This window comes from Agromyces sp. Y575 (genome assembly GCF_059445445.1).
Genome location: NZ_JCAIUI010000004.1, coordinates 370,764 through 387,565, shown reverse-complemented (window position 1 = coordinate 387,565; position 16,802 = coordinate 370,764). Strand labels below are relative to the sequence as shown.

Here is a 16,802-nt window from a genome sequence, read left to right as displayed (position 1 = left end):
GCATCACTACAATCACCACAGACCCCACACCGGCATCGGCGGCCTCACACCCTCAGCCCGCGTTCACAACCTCACGGGGAAATACAGTTAGAGCGCGTGGTCGGGAACGAACGTTTGTGAGAGCTGCAGCCGTCACGCCCGACCGAGGTGTTGTTCGAATCGTGCCGCGCGACGAGCTGCGATCCCGACGGCGATAGCAACACCGCCGAGCACAAGCGCTTCAAAACCGGCGGCGAGGACTTCCAGACCCAGACCGGAATGGCGGACTGTTTCCATGCCCAAAAGGAACACTGACAGCGCCGCCAGAGCCCCCAGCGAGACGGCCGCTGCGATACGCCCGTTCCACGGCAGTGCCGCGATCACGCAAAGACCCGCGACCAACACCGCAGTTGGCAGGCTCGGGCCGAGCCAATCGAAGACGCCGGCCAAGGTCGCGATCGCCATTTCTGTCCCAGCCGCAATCAACGCGATCGCACGCGCGACGGCGTCCCGGCCGGACAACGCGAGTACCAACGCGACGACGACGAGAACGCCGACAGCGATCGACGGATTCGTGAATGACCCAAGGGCGCCCGGGTAGCGCACGCCCGGCGACCAAGCGATCATTGAAAAGTAGAACAGCGAGAACCCAGTTGCCACCGCGAGTGGCAGGACCACAGAAACGCGGCGACCGCCTGAGCTGGCGAAACACTTCCGAACTCCACCCACTGCCATCGTGAATCGGTCACCCATCGTCGGTCCCGTGTCGCCCCTGGCGTCCGCTTGATCAAGCAAGGTGGCGACGACGGCGTCTTCGTGTTGAGCGCGCCAGCTTGCGGGATACCAGCGCAGCATCCGCCGATACTCATCCGAACGAGAAATGGCCATCGTCGTGCTGTTCCTCTCGAAATATCTGTGCCGGTTACCCCGGCGTCGGCCTCAGGGAGAGGCGCGCACGAGCGTGCTTCGCGTTCGATTCGATGCGCGCCACCTCGGCCCGAAGCGCTTGCGCACCTAGATCAGTCAGTCGGTAGTACCGGCGCAAGCGACCGTCGACGGCTTCATCACCGTCAACGGCCACGAGACCCTCTCCTTCGAGTCGCTCGAGCGCGGCGTACAACGATGCCACCTTGAGCTCAACTCGACCCTCCGAGGCCTCGCGCACTTCCTGCATCAACGCGTAGCCATGTCGCCTACCGCCTGCCAGTGCCACGAGAACCCAGAACGTGGGCTCACGCATCTCGTTCGCCATGCCGTCAGCATACTCCATCGACTGGAATACTCTGCCAACTGCGCGTAGTAGGCCGGTCGCTCCGCCTCGTCGTGGCGCCGTGGTCCAGAAACGACGGTTTGAGAGCATCGTCAATACCGATCGTTTTCGGTGGTGCCACACGAAGGAGGATCACGCGTCGGATTCAGCGCCGCCATACGTCCAGGTGACCGTACCGTTCCACCCGCCCTCAACGTCGCCCAGCAGCAACGACCGCCAGGTGGTCTGTCCTGCCAGGTATCCGCGCGCCGCCCGTAGTCGCCATGTCTCAGCCGAGAGCGTCAGCACGACCTCGATGGCTCTGCCTAGTGTGACGAGTGTGACCGCCGGAACGCCCGCCTTCTGCGTGAGGCGCAGCAGGTAGTAGTCATTGGTCTGCTTGATGCGATTCGGGTCGGGGATTAATTCGTCGGCGACGTCGGCAGCGAGTAGGTCATGCATGTAACGGTTGCGCTCGTCATACGCTGCGGCGGCGCTGTCTACCGCCGCTCCAATCGCCGAGTGAATCGCAGCATTAGGTACAGGTGCGCAGGCGATCATCGTCCGGCATTGATCGGCAACGATCGTCCAGTTCTGCGAAGCCGACAGAAGAGCCTCGCGCGTGTCTAGACCCCGTAGCTGAGCATGCAAACCGCGCAGGGCGGCATCCAGCTCGACGGACGCCTCAGCGATCCTGCCGCGCACGAACGTCCACTGGTCAGAAAGCGGGAGCTCAGCGAGCTGTTCTAGATCCATGCGCTCAGCATTCCACGGGCCCGTCGAGGGGTTGCCGATAACGACCGATATTGACTGTGCTCTCTAAACCGTCGCTTCTGTTGGGGCGATCCCGGCCGCGACGAGCACCAAGCGATAACCTCGGCTTGTGCCCGGACGCCCTCCCATCCCAAGCGCGATGAAACTCGCTATCAAGCAGCGTTGTGGTTTCGGTTGTGTCATGTGTGGCAGCCCTGTTTTCGACTTCGAGCACATTGACGGGTTCCTAGCGACCGGTCATGACCCAGCGCACATGACGCTACTTTGCCCGTTTCATCACCGAGAGAAAACGGCAGGTCGACTACCGACAGCGGCAGTCCGCGTGGCGAACGGCTCGCCGGCCAACATTGGGAGCGCATTCACGGCAGGACACCCTCTCTACTTCGACAGGCGGATGACGTTCATGCTGGGAAACCTGGGGCTGATTGCCGCACCTGAGTCTCGGAACGCGTCCTGCGGCGTAATTGTGGATGGAGCGGTTGTCATCGGCGCACGAATTCTCGACAATCACCTCCGCATCGATCTACAAGTTCGCGATATGGACAACCGCACGCTGCTGAGAATTGTGGACGGCGAGCTGAGCGTGGGTAGCGCGGCATGGGACGTGTCGTTCACAGGGACATCCGTGAGGATCCGCACCGGGCCCGGTGCAGTGATCTTAGAGATGGAGCTGGAGCCACCCGATCGGATCGTGGTGAAGAGGGCAGAACTCTATTTCAATCATGTTCCTCTAAGGATCGGCACCGTGGCTGTTCACGGCGGCCTGCAATTCACCAACTTTTTTCTCGCGAAGCTCAGTTTTGTGGGAGCAGTGGCAGTTGAGAAGGAGCGGAAGGGATATCCCACCGGTTTCTTTGTTGAACCTGAGCCGCGTTGGTACGGAGCGCCGCCGCCACCACCGGGCGGAGCGTTTAGCCGAATACCGGCAAAATGAGTTCGCCCCGCTCTGGGGGTGCACTCCGCGGTGGAGATCGGTGCCGCGCCGTCAGTCATCCCAGAAACGACCGCTATTTGGCGTCACGCGGATGAGTCAGGGACTCCCGCTTCCGACCCCGGTGCCACGCGAAGCACCCGCCGCAGAAGCACGCCCCATCGCCTCAGCATGAGACGCATCTCCGTGGGCCTGCGAGTAATGCTCGCCAAGCGAACGATTCCGGCGCTCGCGCACGATTAGCGTCGTCACGATGGCAGCGAGCACGACGACGACAACCAGCGCCACAACTACCCACTCCATAGTGATCCCCGCTTCAGTTGGGCACACGCTATCGCAGCGGGCGTCGTCCGCTGTGGTGACGAACAGATTCAGATCGCCGCAACTTCAGAGGTCAGAATCGACCGTTTCAGACCCGTTGTTTTCGACGTGGTCAGAACGTCGATGACCGAGGGACGGAAATGCCTGATCCTGCGGCTCAGGGCGCAGCCCAGGGAGTGAGGTCGAAACTCGGGGTTTTGAACGTTTCTGGCGCCACCGTCGATCGGCCGTCACTGGAGGCCCGATAGAGGTCCCTCACCGGCCGTCCGCAGCCAGATCCGCTTCCGGCCACAGCCGCGTATCTGCCACAAATACCAAGTCAGCGCAGGCCCAACACGTCATCGGCTCAGGCCGAGCTCCGGCGTGCTCCGGGTTGTGGTGTCGCGATTGAAGATGTTCCGGTCCGGCAGACGTACTTCGCGACGCCGCCTGTCCTTACCGGTCGAGAGGCCGCGCACGGACTCTCGCGCAGCGGCCGTCGCGTTCGCAAGCCCGCGATCGGCGCGGTCGCGCTCCGTCGCGAGGACGAACTGCTCCCGTGCATCATCCGGGTCAGCTGCGACGAGGTGCAGGCGGTTGGAGCTACGTCCTCGGGTCATGCCCACATAGACGCCGGCCGCATCCATGGCGTCGCCGAGGATCGTGTGGGCCTCTCGCACAGTGGCGCCCTGCATCCCGTAGGCGGTCGACGCGTACGCCAGATGGGTGTGCTCGGAGACGTACTCCGCCGGCAGTCGCACAGTGCGTTGTCTCCTCCTCGAGGTGTGTTCCTTCGCCCACACCGCGGCATCGTCGCCCACGCTCTGGACGATCCAGGTCTGCCGGTTCGCCACCCGCACTGAGGAGTCGTTCTGCCGGGTCTGGATCACATCGCCGCGTCCGATGCTCAGGCCGTCGCTTCCGGTCACGGTGTGGTAGTCGTCGACGTGGCCAGCCCGGACCCGTTCGTCGCGGATGCGCGTGTTCAATTCGCGTGCTTCGTCGTTCGTCGCGACGGTTACCGCGTCTCCGTCACGCCACTCACGTGCGAGCGCGTCATGGAGGGAATCGGGGCTTTCATGCATCACGACGAGGCCGAGCGCATGGAGGCGGTCGAACAGCACCACTGGATGCTCCCCGCGTCGCATCTGCACGGTGAGCGCGGCATACGCGGGGTCGGCGAAGCGGTGCAAGGTCGTCATGGCGTGCACGCGGGGGAGGAGTTGCGCGGCCATGTCGAGCACGCCGCCGCGGCCGATCGCCGAGAGTTGCGCACGGTCGCCGACCAGAGCGACGGTGCCTCCGTGCTCGTCGGCGACGGTCAGCAGCGCGAGCGCGGTGTCCTGGTCGAGCATGCCCGCTTCATCGACCACGATTCGCTCACCGCGGGTAAGACGAGCGGATGCCGCGGGGCCGGCGTACGAGGCATCCGTATCGGGGTCGATGTCGCCAACGGCCAGCCGGGTCCAGACACCGTCGCGATTCCAGCGCCAGCCGTGCTCGTACAAGAGCTTCGCGACGCTGTCGGTTGCAACGCCGAGTTCCTGGTGTGCAACTTCGGCGGCCTTCTTCGTCGGCGTGACCACGCGGGTCGCGCGGCCATGCGCGGCGGCGGCCTCGATCGCGGCGGCGAGCATGGTCGTCTTGCCAGCGCCGGCCGCGCCCTCCACGACGACGAGCGGGTCGGTGGATGCCACGGCCGCGGCCGCTCGCGCTTGCGCCGGGTCGAGCCGGTGGCGGCGCGCGACGTGCGTCAGGTCTGGTGCGCGTCGGCGACCCGCATACGCGGCCCGCGCCGCGAGGAGGTCGCGCAGCCGGGTCTCGGCGGCGATGACGTGCAGGCTCGTGAGGTGTGCGACGTGATCGGGATGCGGGCTGTCAGGTGGCAGGACCGACAGGCAATCATCCGCCGCCAGCCGTGTCGTGAGCATGACGAGTTGGCGCAGCGGCTCGGGATCGGCGCGCACGCCGGCTTCCGTGATGATGCGAGTGACCCGGTCCTGGATGTCGTGCACCGTCCACGTCGATGCCGCAGCCGCGCAACGGTCGAGCGCGCGCGATGCGACATCCCGAGCACTCACGTCCTCCAGCGACACCGGCGGGTGCGCCGGAGCGCGCTCGAGGTCGGGGCGGTAGCCGGCGTCCTCGAGCTCCGCACGCCATGCCGCCTCGCTGCCGAGAGAGGTCGGCCGCTTGTGGGGCCGCTCGTGATCCCACGCCATCGCGATCAGCCGCGATATCGCGGCCAGGCCAGGCTCCTCGTTGGGATGCCTCGTGCGCCAATCCTTCTCAAAGTGCGCCAGGTTTCGCGCGACCTGCTCTGACCGCTTGCTCATCGCGGCGTTGAAGGGATGCAACTCCGCGACTTCGCCCGTCACAGGATCGAGGGTGAGACCGTGGGCGTCGAGGGTGGCCGCGAGCAGCGGGTGCGCCGCGATGACGGCCGTGCCCAGCGAACGGATCGCGCCCTGCTGTCGGAACAGTGCCGCGGTGTCGAGACCGCGCCATGCGTCGGCTGCCCACACCCGCGTCCCGATCTGGAAGTGGATGTGTCGGTGCGGGTCGCCGGCGCGAGAGGTCTTGTGCGAGACGGAGACGGTCTCCAGCTGCTCGATCGGCACCACCCGCTGGCTTCCGCGCGGGCCGACGCGAGTGACGGAATGCTGGCCGAGCCAGGCGCGGATCGCGGCGACCGAGTCGCGCTGCGCGGTATCGAGAGCGACGGATACCTCAGGGTGCAAGGCCGCTGCGATCGACAGCGACTTCGGGGCGTTCACGACCATCTCGGCAAACCGCGGCGATCCCTGCCGGTCGTCTCCTGGCAGGCGAGGCGTGCCCATCGACTCGCCGGTGAGCGGGTTGATCCAGTCCACCCACTGCGCGTAGTGGTCTGGGGTGAGTGCGCCTTCGCCGATCACCTCGCCATCGCCGCCGACGACCGAGAACTCGGCGAGGGATGTCCCGCCCTCGAGGTAGTACTCGTCAGCGCGGGATCGATCGGACTCCAGGTAGCGGCGCGCGTCTGCCCCGGAACCCCGGAACAGGATTACGCCGCCTTTCATCGCCACCCTCCGAGCTGGCTCAGATTCTTGCAACTATCTACGGTAGCATACGTCCATTCAGACTCGGATGGCTTTCGGGAAGAACTTGAGGCTGCTTGGGAGCGTTATATGAGCAGCGAGGTTGGAGTGGAGCGGGCTGCGCAGGTTAACGGGAGGATGTTGTCGGCTGTACGCATGGCTTTCGCGAGAAGTGATGGGGAAGAGATTGCAACCGACGGTGACGCGCAGCCGAGCGCTGATTCCTCGCCGCCGTAGCCACGGCGCGTTGCCATGCCTAGGGCAGCCCACGCTCTTGGCGCTCAGGAGGCGCCGGAGCAATCCGTGCGCACATCAGACCGCCTCTCGCTTGATGTCGTTGTACAACTCTTCAACTCGAGAGACGTATTCGTATGCATCTGGGTTATGGACTTCGAAGATCGCCCTGAGGGCTTGGCTCTTAGGCCACGTATCTGCGGCTGGAACCGCCATGTACTTCTTGTAAAGGGGCAGCATCACTTCAGCTGTCGCGATGATGCCCTGCTCATCCGTTGAGACGTTGGGTACCTGCATGATTGTCCTCGTGTGAGCCCCCGTGAAGTTCTCCCAAATGCGCGCCACCGCTGGTCGGTTGAAATCCTCGAAGATCATCACCGCTAGGAGGATGTCCTGAAATCCAAGCTCATACTTCTCGAGAACATGGGCGAACTTGCGTCGAAACTTCTGGGCCCGTTTGAGCGCGTATGTGGTCCGTTTGGAAGGGTCATCGTTCCGGCGGATGGATTGGAAAAGGCCATAAAGGAAAAGGATGACGACAAGCCAAAGGTCCGTTCGCAGGTTGGCCTCATCTGGGAGCAGTCGACTCAACCCGTTCTTGATGAGAACGTCGTACAAGAAGTACGAAATCCCGATCGAAAGTGCATGGAACACGAAGAACTGCAGTTTGTGGACTAGCGCCCAGCGCGCCCCGATGATGATCATCGTGGCCTGCAGCACCGCGTACCAAACGGAAACTGTCCAAATGTTGACGACTAGCCAGTCGAGATCCAGTGCGTAGAGGGCGATCGCCACGCCCACGATGCACAGCGGCGTAAACAACACGCGGTAGACGGCGTTGAACCCCACGCTGCTCTCGACCTGGAACAGGCTTGTGATCGGCTGATAGTCATTTCGGTAAGTGATTAGAAGCTTGCCGAGCCGCTCCGAAATAATCAGGAGCCCGAGGGCTATCAACGCATGCGCCCAGGCGTTCTGGTACACCTCGATCTGGGGTAGCTGGTCGGCAAGGCGCATGGGCACAAGTATGGATGACAGGAGTCGGCAGTGTGTTTAGTCTGCGAGCCAAAATCCCACGGCATCGAATCGCGGACAGGCCTTCCGCTGACGCGCCCGACCGCGCCTTCCAAGCGGCAATAACCCGTGCTCGCGCGCCCTTGTTGTCCAGCCCTGAGCGGTCGACAGCGCGACCTTGTTGATCTGCGCCATCGTCGCGCTCGGGTTCGCATCGCCCTGCCAGCAGTGGATCAGCTGGCTTCGTCTGGGGTGCGCCACCAGAGACCGTTCTCCGTGATCGGGTGAAAGCCGCAAAGCTGCAGTAGTGATCGGGACGCCTCTGGAGACGACTGGAGCAGATTTGCGAGCGAGGTCGCCGTCCACTCAGGTTGACGCTGAACGAATCGCACAAGCTCGTGATTGGCCTTGCCAGTGTTCTTCCAGCGGTGCACAGCTTCAAATGGCACACCTGCTCGTCGTCTCGCTGCAAATTGAACTAGCGCCAGCCCGGCAACCGCATAGCCGTAGATCTCGAAGCCGTTACGGATCAGGTCGAATACAACTTCGGCCGGGTAGAAGCCTGAATCTCCCCGCGGACCTCTTGCAGCCAATCGGAGATGCGGAGTTTCATCCGTGATCTCTGGGCCGAAAAACGTCGCGAAGGTTCCCACGCTCACGTCGAAAGGAACTCGGATGCTGGGCGGGACCCATTCGCCTCGCGGCGGGTTGATGTAGACGATCTCGTAGTGATATGGCACGTGGCCCGTGGCGTTGACGAGAGCGTCGGATTCGAGCGGGTCAGCATATTTCTTGTGCTCGAAGAGTGCAGCGTGCACGAAGGACTGCGATTCGGGCGCATCTATCTTCAAGAGACGGCGGTTCTCAGGTCCGTCCAGGTCGGATTCGAGAGTCAGGCGCATGTGAACGAACGTATGGCATGACTCGCGGCTAGACGTGCACGCGACTCAACGCGCCCATGTCATGCTGGCCCGGTGCAGGTGATGCTGTCTTGGTGGACGCCCGAAGAAGAGTACGTCCGACCGATTGAGATCTATGATCGGGCCCCTAACTTCCTCGACGCGGTAGCCGATGAAGTTGAACGTCTTGGCCTAAACGCCGCGCGAATTGCACTTTGGCGCGAGTGGCCAACGGACACCACCATCGCCGCAATCCTGTCGTTCGAGGGCGCGGACCGGGTGGACGGCCCGATCTTCATCGCCCGAGATGTCTCCGCGGCCGAGGTGGAAGCGTTCTCGGCTTCCTATGGGTTCGGCCATCGCTTGTGGTTGCGTGCGAACGAAGGCGTCGGCGGGGACGATATCTGGTCGTTTGTGGTTGACGTTCACGATTCGCTGCAGACTGTGTTCGAGTTCGCCGCCTACTTTCAGGTGATTCGCTTCGTATGGTTGGCTCCGCGCCGGACAAAAGACGAAGGCATCCGGAATGAGTTCCGGATCGCCGTGCAGTGCCATGACATTTCGGATGACCTACGTTCGTTCCTTCGCGATCGCGAGTCTTGGACCAGCCGTGAGTTGGAGAAAGAGTTCCGCCTAACCTTCGAATCGGTTTCAGAGATATTGACCCGCTGTGGTTTCAGTCCTCGTGGGGACCGGGTGGGGCGGGATGTGGTTTGGTACAAGGACCGTCCCAACAAGGGCCTTGGGTCATGAACGGGCCGGTCCGTCAACTTCGACCAGGAGTTGACTACTCCCTTTGGCCGCAACTCAAGTGGACGCGGGCTCGCCAATTGGGGGGCGAGTTCTTTGCCTCCACCGAGCTCTACTCGACCAGCACGACCAAGGGGCTAGCCGCACAGTTCTCTGAAGATAGGCGCACTGTCACGTTCTGTGCCCGTGTGCACCGCTCCGCCCCTGTTTATGAATGGTCACTCCTCTTGGGCGATGTCATTCACAACTACCGGTCTGCGCTGGATGCGCTGGCCTGGGAGGTCGCACATCTCGATGGGAGGACTCCACACTCGCGTCATCTTCGAAGGATCTATTTCCCCATTTGCACAACGCGCAAGCAATGGGAGGAGCAAGTGAAGGGGCCGTTGTCATCAGTTCCGAAGGACATTCTGAGTCGCCTTGAAGCTGTTCAGCCGTTCTCATTCGAGCCAGTGGAGGAAGGCATTTTCGTCATCCTCCATGACCTCGATATTGCAGACAAGCACAAGGGTCTTCTGCGTGCGGATGTCATCGCCCGGGACAAGCATCATGTGAGCTTTGGGGCTTGGTTGGACAATGGCGACGACTTCTTCTCCCACGCCGTCGGACCCGGATGGGAGTGGATCGCAGGTACCGATCCCGTGCAGGACGGGGATCCGATCTTTCGAATCATGTCCGACGTTCCGATTCGCGAAGCAGAATGTGACATGGCATTGCCCGTAAGTATTGCGGTTCCTCACGGTGGACGCCTGCATGACGTTTTCGAGCTCCTTCGTATGGTTGACCAGCAGGTCGCGGACACCTTCCAACTGGTCGAAACTGGGCAGTTTCCAGATGACTTGGATCGCCGTCCTGGCTCGCTCGACTACATGGCGGAAGCACCGCCGAGTTTGTAGATTCCAGTGCAAGCGAGGCGCTGCTGCAGGATTGGCTCCTCAAGTACATTGGGGCGTGGCCGCCGTCGTGTTGCTGGTTCCAATGATCTTCGGCGCTCCGCTCCTTGGCTGAAGGGCTTCCACCGAATGAGTGGTTACGGATCGACTCGAGGTCAAAGAGCTGCCGTGGCGGACTGTCTCCAACAGTTGGTTGCGGCGATTCAACCAGTTCAACTCGCTGTCCGTGAGACTCACCCGTCGGGGGTTCTCAGAGTCGATCGGTCGAGAGACGTCAATGCTGCTGCTCGCCTAGTTGGCCTCGACGTCGCAATTACTACGGACTACCTGGCTTCCATCGCCGGCTTGCTTACGCTGCCGGCCTCCCATGGGCCGAGCGTCGCGGCGATCGAGCGAAGCTTCCTCGAAACCTGGGGTCGCGCCTGGTGGGTGATGAGCGCCCCGACTGCGACCCGCGCCGAACACCGCGCGAGAGCAATGATCGTGACCGAACTCGAAGCGGGTGCGAGCCGCGGAATCAGCATGCTCTCTGCAGAATCGATCGCGGATGCCATCAAGCGAGCGATAAGCGAGCGCGACGCCATAAAGGTCCTGGCAGCGGAGAAGGTCCCATCCCGCACGGACTTTGTGAGAAGCGTTCTGAAGGAGTGCGGCTGGGAGGAAGACGCAGCGGCGATTTACTCCCATCTATCGGGCGTCGCTCATGGCGAATCCGTCTTCACGGAGTCGCTCATCGAGAGACCCCCGACTCTCCCGCTCCCGGCGATCGCGTTGCCCACCGACAATCTGGGCAAGTACAGCCGGACGCTTTTCGGCGTCACCCTCATCTCCACCTCGCATTTGATCAGGATCTGGGGCGTCTCCGCTGCAATCGGCGACGCCTTCGTGCAAGTCGCGGCCGGAATTGGTCACCAGCTCGAGACAGTGCTCAGCACTCCAAGTTGATTGAGAGCGCCCAGATCGCGCCTTGTCGCGCAAGGTCGAGTTCCCCGTGCACTGTTTGAACGTTGGCGGCGTTCGGGCTAACCTGCGCGCCCGCGCCGCCCAGGCGGCAGCAGACCGCGCTCGCGGGTCTTCGTGATCCAGCCCTGCGCAGTCGAAAGCGCGACCCTATTGATCCGCGCCATCGTCGCGCTCGGATTCGCATCGCCCTGCTGCGTGAGCCGGCCGTGCTGCAGGGCGACCACCTCGTAGAAGTCCGGATCCTTCTTCGGGTCGCCGAGCGGCTTGAGCAAATCGCGCTCGCTGACCTTGCGGCCCGAGGGCAGCACGATCTTGCCGCCCGTGATCGTCTCGGTGCGCTTTATCGCGAAGAGGCGCTTGTTGATCGCGGCCTCGATGCGGGCCGTCGGCAGCTCGCGAAGGAGCTGGCTCGTGATCGGGTCGCCCGGGCGCCAGGGGAGGTAGATCACGCCGGTGATGCGGATCTCCTCAGGCACGGCGAGGAGCTGGCGCTGCAGGCGGATCATCACTCGGGTGTGGGTCTCGCTGTGCTCGATGTATCGCCAGCGGCCGTCGATCGTCTCGTTCTGGTCGGACTCCTGCTGCTCTTGGGCCTGTTCCTCGGTGTTCGCCCAGTCATTGTAGCCGAGGAGTTCGTCGATCTGCGCGCTCGCGTCGTCGCTCCGCTCGCCGGGGAAGCGCTTGGGGAGATACCACCCGTCGGGCAGGTCGGTCGCGTCGAGCAGTCCGTCTTGCGACTGGTTCGCCCACGGGGACGGTTCGGGAAGGCCCATGGCTAGAGTCTAGACACACAACTCAGATACTTGCCGAAACCCGCGTCGCAGTGATAATCTCAGGTACTTGCAAATAGCCGCGCGTGGGTCGGCATGCACCAGCTGTCAGCTGTCAGCCGGCGGCCGATGAGTCGAGGAGGAGCGTCATGGTCGACACCGCATGGAGGGTCGAGTATCTGAGCCGAGTCGAGGCGGCCGAGCGGTGCCGCATCCCGGTCTCGAGCTTCGACAAGCTGCGCCACGACGGGCTTATCCCCGAGCCTGACGCCCGCATGGGCAAGCACCTGCTCTGGAGCGCCGACACGATCGACGAGCTGCTCGCGCGGGGCGGAACGGAACACTGATGGCCGGGCGGCCGACGAAAGACACCCCGTCGCGGGTCGATCCGCGCACAGGTCGGCCGCTCCCCGAGGGCATCCGCTGGCGCGCAGATCGGCAGCGATACCAGATCCGCGTCGTCGGCCCGAGCGTCGGGGGCGGCGCGGCCGAACGCTCCCGCACCTTCTTGACGCTCGCCGAGGCCAAGCGCGAACTCGCGAGAATGGTCGCCGGCCGCAACCCGAACGGGTCGATGACGCTCGAGCAGTGGTACGAGAAGTACAGGCCGGCGATCGAGTCATCGGTCCGCCCGGCGACCGCGCGCAGTTACAGCGTGGGCTGGCGACTCCGGGTGAAGCCGAGCCTGGGCCGGCACCGGCTCGAAGAGATCACGTCGCCGATGATCGAGTCCGCGATGGTCGCTTGGCCCGGCGGGGCATCTGCAAAGAACGACGCGCTCGCGGTGCTCTCTCGGCTGCTCGATGGCGCGCGCCGCTCGCGCTTCATCGACTTCAACCCGGCGCGTGAGGTCAAGCGGCCGAGCATGCGCGAGTCCATCTCGCCGGTCTCGCGGGCGCTCACGCTCGACCAGATCGACACCATGCTCGAACTCATTCCCGACGGCGTCTACCGGCGCTACTTCGCCGCACTCGTCTACACCGGCATGCGGGCGGGGGAAGCGACCGCGCTGCGCGTCGGCGACGTCGACTTCGAGCGCGGCATCATCCGCGTCAGCCGGTCGCTGAGCCCTGGCCAGCACGGCGAGCTCATCGAGCAGTCGCCGAAGAGTCACAAGTCCCGCGACGTCCCATTGATCGATGCGCTGCGCCCCTATGCCGAACAAGCCGCACGAGGAAAGCGGGGGAGCGACCTGATCTTCGACGGAGCAGACGGCGGACGCCTCACGAATCACAACGCCCGCCGGGGTGTCGGTTGGGAGACGCTGCGCGAAGCGATCGGCCGACCCGACCTGCGCATCCACGACCTGCGGCACACGTTCGCCACGATCCTGTTCGACGCCGGAGCCAGCGCACCCGATGTGCAGGCGACGCTCGGGCACTCGAGCCTCCAGGTCACCGAGCGCTACTCACGCGCTCGCGAGGGCGTCGCGCTCCGCACCGGGGCAGTCCTGAACGATGCACTCAAGCACGCCGACGAGACAGCCGAGCCCGAACCAGGAATGGCACAAGGGCGAACCCATCAGAACCTTAATGGCACATTAATGGCACAGCCTCGCGGGCGTCCCCGCGGAATCGCCCGCTGAAACAAGAAAACCCCCGGTCAACCGGGGGTTTCGATGGTGGCTCCGACGGGCGTCGATCCCGTGACCTCACGATTTTCAGTCGTGCGCTCTACCAACTGAGCTACAGAGCCTCGGGGCATCCGCCCGATTCTCACCGGACCTGCTGCCTCGAGAAGGAGAAAGCCCCTTCTCTCGAAAGGGAAAGGGCTTGTCGCCTGAGCGACCCTGACGGGACTTGAACCCGCGACCTCCGCCGTGACAGGGCGGCACGCTAACCAACTGCGCTACAGGGCCTCGTGGTGTCTTGCAACACCGTGGTGCCTTGCGGCACCGGAGTTATTCAATTGTATGTCGTGCAGTGACCCCAACGGGATTCGAACCCGTGCTGCCGCCGTGAAAGGGCGGTGTCCTAGGCCACTAAACGATGGGGCCGGAGGGCATTGCTGGGCACGCCCGCCGACAGCCAAGCATACGTGCACTCACGCGAGATGGCAAAACGAGGGGCGCGGATGCCGCGGGGCTCACTATGCGGCATCCGCGGACATGCGCCCCAAATGCCCGGAAAGCGCCGATCCCGCCCCTATCGTTGGGCTGCCAGTGCCCGAACCGAGAGATGAGGAGCGCGGGGACCCGAGCCCGCGTGGACGGGGAAAGATGTACCGCACCACAGACCGACGGCCGACCGCTCGAGCCAAAACGAGCCTGATTCGAGGCGCTGCAACGCGGTCGCGCCGCTCGAGTATTTCGCGTCGCTGGGGTGCCGTCGTCGCGATCGCTGCAGCGGCACTGCTCGGCCCGGTCATCGCGGCGCCGCAGGCCGCGACGGCCGTCACCTATCCGAGTTGGGATGACCTGCAGGCGGCGAAGGCGAACACCGCAGCGGGGGCCGCGGCCGTCGATCAGGTCATCGCACTCATCGCGCAACTCGAGACCAATGTCGAGGTGACTCGCGCCGAGGCCGAGCGCCGCACCGACGAACTCTTCGTCGCCCAGCAGAAGTACGACGAGGCGGTGACTCGAGCTGACCAGATCCAGGCTCAGGCCGACGCATCCGCTGCCGAAGCTCAGGCAGCCGAGACGAACGCCGGCCAGGTCGCCGCGCAGCTCTACCGTTCGGGCGGCAGCGATGTGGGCGTGAATCTCTTCCTCGACGCCGGCAACGCGCAGGCGACGGAGGCGCTGCTCGCGAAGCTCGGCAGCATGGAGAAGATGGTCGAGCGCACCTCGAGCATCTACGACCGAGCGCAGGAGAAGAAGAACACGGCGCGCGCGCTCAGCGACCAGGCCGAGGTCGCCCAGGTCGAGCGCGAGAAGCTGCGCATCGCCGCTGAGGCCGCCTTGGTGGCCGCGCAGGAGGCGCAAGCCGCAGCTGAGGCCGCGCTCGCCGAATCGCAGGCGAAGAAGATCGAGCTGGAGGCCCAGCTCGCCTTCCTCAAGGACACCGAGGCGAAGACCACGGCGGCGTTCGAAGAGGGTGAGCGCGTCCGCAAAGCGGAGGAGGAGCGGCGCCGACAGGAAGCGCTGCGCGCAGGCACGCCGGGTACGCCGTCGGCATCCGGCTGGGCGAAGCCCGCTGCGGGGCGCATCACCGGCGATTTCGGGCCACGCTCGCCGATCTGCGCCGGCGACGGGTGCTCGGGCGACTTCCACTACGCCGTCGACCTCGGTACTGGGTGCGACGCGCCGATCTACGCGGCGAACAGCGGCGTGGTGAGGTTCTCGGGATACTCGGGCACCTACGGCAACTACATCCAGATCGACCACGGCGGCGGCATCTGGACCGGCTACGCGCACATCCGCGACGGCGGGCGCTTCGTCGGCGCCGGTGAGTGGGTCGAAGCCGGCCAGAACATCGCCTCGAGCGGCACGACAGGCGCCTCCGACGGATGCCACCTGCACTTCGAGGTGTACAGCGGCGGCAACCGCATCGACCCGCTTCCCTTCATGGCCGATCGGGGGATCAGTCTTGGCTGAGAACCGCACCAGGCCCGTGTCGCGAGTGAAGCCCGCGACGGTTTTCTCGACGGTCGCGGTCGGCGCCGTCACGGCGTCGGTCGTCGCGGCCGGCGGCCCTGCGATGGCCGAGCCTGACTATCCGTCGTGGAGTGAGATCGAGCAGGCGAAGACCAACGAAGCGACCAAGCAGGCCGAGATCGACCGGGTCGGCGAGCTGCTCGCGGGCTTGCAACAGGCGGCGGATGTCGCGGTGCAGGCCTCGCAGATCGCGGCCGAGTCGTACCGCATCGCCGTCGACGAGCGCGATCGGGCGGCCGAACGCGAGGGCACGCTCGCCCGGCAGGCCGACGAGGCCGACGCGGTCGCCGAGATCTCGAAGATGCGCGCTGGGCTCCTCGCCGCGCATCTCGCGAAGACCGCCGGCAATGACCTGAGCGCCGAGCTCGTCTTCTCCGGCGAGAACGCCGACGGGTTGCTGAAGCAGCTCGGCATGGCCTCCAAGCTCGGTGAGCAGTCGCAGTCGGTGTACGAGCAGGCGGTCGCCGATCGCAACACCGCCGACGCGCTGCGCGCCCAGGCCGCCGCCGCCGCTGCCGAACGCACTCGGCTCGCCGCACTCGCGGAGGAGAAGGCGACGGAGGCGAATGCCGCAGCAGAAGCCGCGTTCTCGGCCGTCACGGCGCAGGAGCAGCGTTCGGTCGAGCTCTACGCCCAGCTCGCGACCCTGAAGGACACGACCGCCGAGCTCGAACGTGAACGCATCGAGGGCCAGGCGCGGGCAGCGGCCGCTGCGGCGCTCGCCGAAGTCACTCGACCGGCGCCCGCACCAGGCCCGGCGCCCGCACCAGGCCCGGCGCCCGGCGGCGGTGGAGGCAACGGCGATGGCAGCGGCGGCGGCACTCCGGCCCCGAACCCCGACCCGGCCCCGCCGAACGCGGGTGCCGTCGAGACGGCGATCTGGTTCGCGAGCCAGCAACTCGGCGAGCCCTACCGTCTCGGTGGCGCAGGTCCAGACTCGTGGGACTGCTCGGGCCTCACACGAGCCGCGTACGCCGCGGCGGGCATCGGCATCGGCACGCATTCGGCGACGAACCAGTATCACACCCTCGCGAATCGCGGTAAGGCGGTCTCGCTCGGCAGCGCGCAGCGCGGCGACCTGCTGTTCTGGGGTTCGTCGGGCAACTACTACCACGTCGCGATCTACCTTGGCGGAGGCCGCATCCTCGAAGCGCCCGACTACGGCAAGCCCGTGCGCGAGTGGCCGATCTGGGGCAGCCCTTCAGCCGCAGCGCGCCCTGCCGGCTGATTCCGGTGTGCGAGCGCTGAGCCGGGCGCTCGCCGGCGCAGTGCGTCGTGCTCGCCCCGCGCCGTCCGTTTCCGCCACTGCAGCCATCCGTCGGCGACGGTTTGTCGGACGAAGGCCCCTTTGTAGGACGACTTCCGTTC

At 64.7% G+C, this 16,802-nt stretch carries 15 protein-coding genes and 3 tRNA genes; 8 read left to right on the top strand and 10 right to left on the bottom strand.

The features are described from left to right. Positions 1 to 132 precede the first annotated feature (132 nt). The 3 genes from AC1C2U_RS17870 to AC1C2U_RS17860 all read right to left on the bottom strand — a co-directional run bounded on the left by AC1C2U_RS17870 (position 133) and on the right by AC1C2U_RS17860 (position 1,984). Complete coding sequence (locus AC1C2U_RS17870; RefSeq protein ID WP_495363106.1) at positions 133 to 867, bottom strand: hypothetical protein; 735 nt, start codon at positions 865 to 867, stop codon at positions 133 to 135. 34 nt (positions 868 to 901) lie between these two features. Next, positions 902 to 1,231, bottom strand: coding sequence for a PadR family transcriptional regulator (locus AC1C2U_RS17865; protein WP_495363105.1), 330 nt, complete (start codon positions 1,229 to 1,231; stop codon positions 902 to 904). A 150-nt stretch (positions 1,232 to 1,381) separates the two neighbouring features. Next, on the bottom strand, positions 1,382 to 1,984 hold the full coding sequence (locus AC1C2U_RS17860) for a hypothetical protein (protein ID WP_307042426.1): 603 nt from the start codon (positions 1,982 to 1,984) through the stop codon (positions 1,382 to 1,384). Between the two features lie 412 nt (positions 1,985 to 2,396). On the opposite strand from AC1C2U_RS17860, the gene AC1C2U_RS17855 reads away from it, so the two are divergent. Beyond that, complete coding sequence (locus tag AC1C2U_RS17855) at positions 2,397 to 2,936, top strand: hypothetical protein (RefSeq protein ID WP_495363104.1); 540 nt, start codon at positions 2,397 to 2,399, stop codon at positions 2,934 to 2,936. 656 nt (positions 2,937 to 3,592) lie between these two features. On the opposite strand, the gene mobF is transcribed toward AC1C2U_RS17855, so the two are convergent. The 3 genes from mobF to AC1C2U_RS17840 form a co-directional block, all read right to left on the bottom strand. After that, positions 3,593 to 6,295 carry a MobF family relaxase gene (gene mobF / locus AC1C2U_RS17850; RefSeq protein WP_495363103.1) on the bottom strand — a complete coding sequence of 901 codons (2,703 nt, stop codon included), beginning with the start codon at positions 6,293 to 6,295 and terminating at the stop codon, positions 3,593 to 3,595. Positions 6,296 to 6,625: 330 nt separating this feature from the next. After that, positions 6,626 to 7,564 carry a hypothetical protein gene (locus tag AC1C2U_RS17845; RefSeq protein ID WP_495363102.1) on the bottom strand — a complete coding sequence of 313 codons (939 nt, stop codon included), beginning with the start codon at positions 7,562 to 7,564 and terminating at the stop codon, positions 6,626 to 6,628. 230 nt (positions 7,565 to 7,794) lie between these two features. Further along, a complete protein-coding gene (locus tag AC1C2U_RS17840; RefSeq protein WP_495363101.1) occupies positions 7,795 to 8,463 on the bottom strand; it encodes a hypothetical protein in 669 nt (222 codons plus the stop codon). A 72-nt stretch (positions 8,464 to 8,535) separates the two neighbouring features. On the opposite strand from AC1C2U_RS17840, the gene AC1C2U_RS17835 reads away from it, so the two are divergent. The 3 genes from AC1C2U_RS17835 to AC1C2U_RS17825 all read left to right on the top strand — a co-directional run bounded on the left by AC1C2U_RS17835 (position 8,536) and on the right by AC1C2U_RS17825 (position 11,048). Beyond that, on the top strand, positions 8,536 to 9,213 hold the full coding sequence (locus AC1C2U_RS17835; RefSeq protein ID WP_495363100.1) for a hypothetical protein: 678 nt from the start codon (positions 8,536 to 8,538) through the stop codon (positions 9,211 to 9,213). Beyond that, positions 9,210 to 10,106: a hypothetical protein gene (locus AC1C2U_RS17830; protein ID WP_495363099.1), complete on the top strand. Its 897-nt coding sequence runs from the start codon at positions 9,210 to 9,212 to the stop codon at positions 10,104 to 10,106. Before AC1C2U_RS17835 ends, AC1C2U_RS17830 begins: the two co-directional genes overlap by 4 nt. A gap of 480 nt (positions 10,107 to 10,586) precedes the next feature. Continuing rightward, complete coding sequence (locus AC1C2U_RS17825; protein ID WP_495363098.1) at positions 10,587 to 11,048, top strand: hypothetical protein; 462 nt, start codon at positions 10,587 to 10,589, stop codon at positions 11,046 to 11,048. 77 nt (positions 11,049 to 11,125) lie between these two features. Here the strand turns inward: AC1C2U_RS17825 and AC1C2U_RS17820 are convergent, their stop codons facing one another. Beyond that, positions 11,126 to 11,839 carry a hypothetical protein gene (locus AC1C2U_RS17820; RefSeq protein WP_495363097.1) on the bottom strand — a complete coding sequence of 238 codons (714 nt, stop codon included), beginning with the start codon at positions 11,837 to 11,839 and terminating at the stop codon, positions 11,126 to 11,128. A gap of 146 nt (positions 11,840 to 11,985) precedes the next feature. Here AC1C2U_RS17820 and AC1C2U_RS17815 point away from each other — a divergent pair, with 146 nt between their 5' ends. Together AC1C2U_RS17815 and AC1C2U_RS17810 are read left to right on the top strand one after the other, a co-directional pair. Then, the gene (locus AC1C2U_RS17815; protein ID WP_136710117.1) at positions 11,986 to 12,183 is read left to right on the top strand and encodes a helix-turn-helix domain-containing protein; all 198 of its coding nucleotides are present in this window, start codon (positions 11,986 to 11,988) and stop codon (positions 12,181 to 12,183) included. Further along, positions 12,183 to 13,421 (top strand): tyrosine-type recombinase/integrase, encoded by a 1,239-nt coding sequence (locus tag AC1C2U_RS17810; protein WP_495363096.1) that lies wholly within the window; start codon positions 12,183 to 12,185, stop codon positions 13,419 to 13,421. Before AC1C2U_RS17815 ends, AC1C2U_RS17810 begins: the two co-directional genes overlap by 1 nt. 34 nt (positions 13,422 to 13,455) lie before the next feature. Here AC1C2U_RS17810 and AC1C2U_RS17805 read toward each other — a convergent pair. The 3 genes from AC1C2U_RS17805 to AC1C2U_RS17795 all read right to left on the bottom strand — a co-directional run bounded on the left by AC1C2U_RS17805 (position 13,456) and on the right by AC1C2U_RS17795 (position 13,832). Continuing rightward, positions 13,456 to 13,531: transfer RNA gene (locus AC1C2U_RS17805), tRNA-Phe, on the bottom strand. 89 nt (positions 13,532 to 13,620) lie between these two features. Beyond that, positions 13,621 to 13,694: transfer RNA gene (locus AC1C2U_RS17800), tRNA-Asp, on the bottom strand. Between the two features lie 65 nt (positions 13,695 to 13,759). Further along, positions 13,760 to 13,832, bottom strand: a tRNA-Glu gene (locus tag AC1C2U_RS17795). 222 nt (positions 13,833 to 14,054) lie between these two features. Here AC1C2U_RS17795 and AC1C2U_RS17790 point away from each other — a divergent pair. Together AC1C2U_RS17790 and AC1C2U_RS17785 are read left to right on the top strand one after the other, a co-directional pair. Then, the gene (locus AC1C2U_RS17790) at positions 14,055 to 15,374 is read left to right on the top strand and encodes a peptidoglycan DD-metalloendopeptidase family protein (protein WP_495363095.1); all 1,320 of its coding nucleotides are present in this window, start codon (positions 14,055 to 14,057) and stop codon (positions 15,372 to 15,374) included. After that, positions 15,367 to 16,662 (top strand): C40 family peptidase, encoded by a 1,296-nt coding sequence (locus tag AC1C2U_RS17785; protein ID WP_495363094.1) that lies wholly within the window; start codon positions 15,367 to 15,369, stop codon positions 16,660 to 16,662. The genes AC1C2U_RS17790 and AC1C2U_RS17785 overlap by 8 nt, the downstream gene beginning before the upstream one ends. Positions 16,663 to 16,802: the final 140 nt, after the last annotated feature.

What these genes read in the sequence shown, in the direction of transcription:
- AC1C2U_RS17870 (WP_495363106.1), bottom strand. Translation starts at nt 867, where the DNA reads ATGGCCATTTCTCGTTCGGATGAGTATCGGCGGATGCTGCGCTGGTAT.
- AC1C2U_RS17865 (WP_495363105.1), bottom strand. Translation starts at nt 1,231, where the DNA reads ATGGCGAACGAGATGCGTGAGCCCACGTTCTGGGTTCTCGTGGCACTG.
- AC1C2U_RS17860 (WP_307042426.1), bottom strand. Translation starts at nt 1,984, where the DNA reads ATGGATCTAGAACAGCTCGCTGAGCTCCCGCTTTCTGACCAGTGGACG.
- AC1C2U_RS17855 (WP_495363104.1), top strand. Translation starts at nt 2,397, where the DNA reads ATGACGTTCATGCTGGGAAACCTGGGGCTGATTGCCGCACCTGAGTCT.
- mobF (WP_495363103.1), bottom strand. Translation starts at nt 6,295, where the DNA reads ATGAAAGGCGGCGTAATCCTGTTCCGGGGTTCCGGGGCAGACGCGCGC.
- AC1C2U_RS17845 (WP_495363102.1), bottom strand. Translation starts at nt 7,564, where the DNA reads ATGCGCCTTGCCGACCAGCTACCCCAGATCGAGGTGTACCAGAACGCC.
- AC1C2U_RS17840 (WP_495363101.1), bottom strand. Translation starts at nt 8,463, where the DNA reads ATGCGCCTGACTCTCGAATCCGACCTGGACGGACCTGAGAACCGCCGT.
- AC1C2U_RS17830 (WP_495363099.1), top strand. Translation starts at nt 9,210, where the DNA reads ATGAACGGGCCGGTCCGTCAACTTCGACCAGGAGTTGACTACTCCCTT.
- AC1C2U_RS17820 (WP_495363097.1), bottom strand. Translation starts at nt 11,839, where the DNA reads ATGGGCCTTCCCGAACCGTCCCCGTGGGCGAACCAGTCGCAAGACGGA.
- AC1C2U_RS17815 (WP_136710117.1), top strand. Translation starts at nt 11,986, where the DNA reads ATGGTCGACACCGCATGGAGGGTCGAGTATCTGAGCCGAGTCGAGGCG.
- AC1C2U_RS17810 (WP_495363096.1), top strand. Translation starts at nt 12,183, where the DNA reads ATGGCCGGGCGGCCGACGAAAGACACCCCGTCGCGGGTCGATCCGCGC.
- AC1C2U_RS17790 (WP_495363095.1), top strand. Translation starts at nt 14,055, where the DNA reads ATGTACCGCACCACAGACCGACGGCCGACCGCTCGAGCCAAAACGAGC.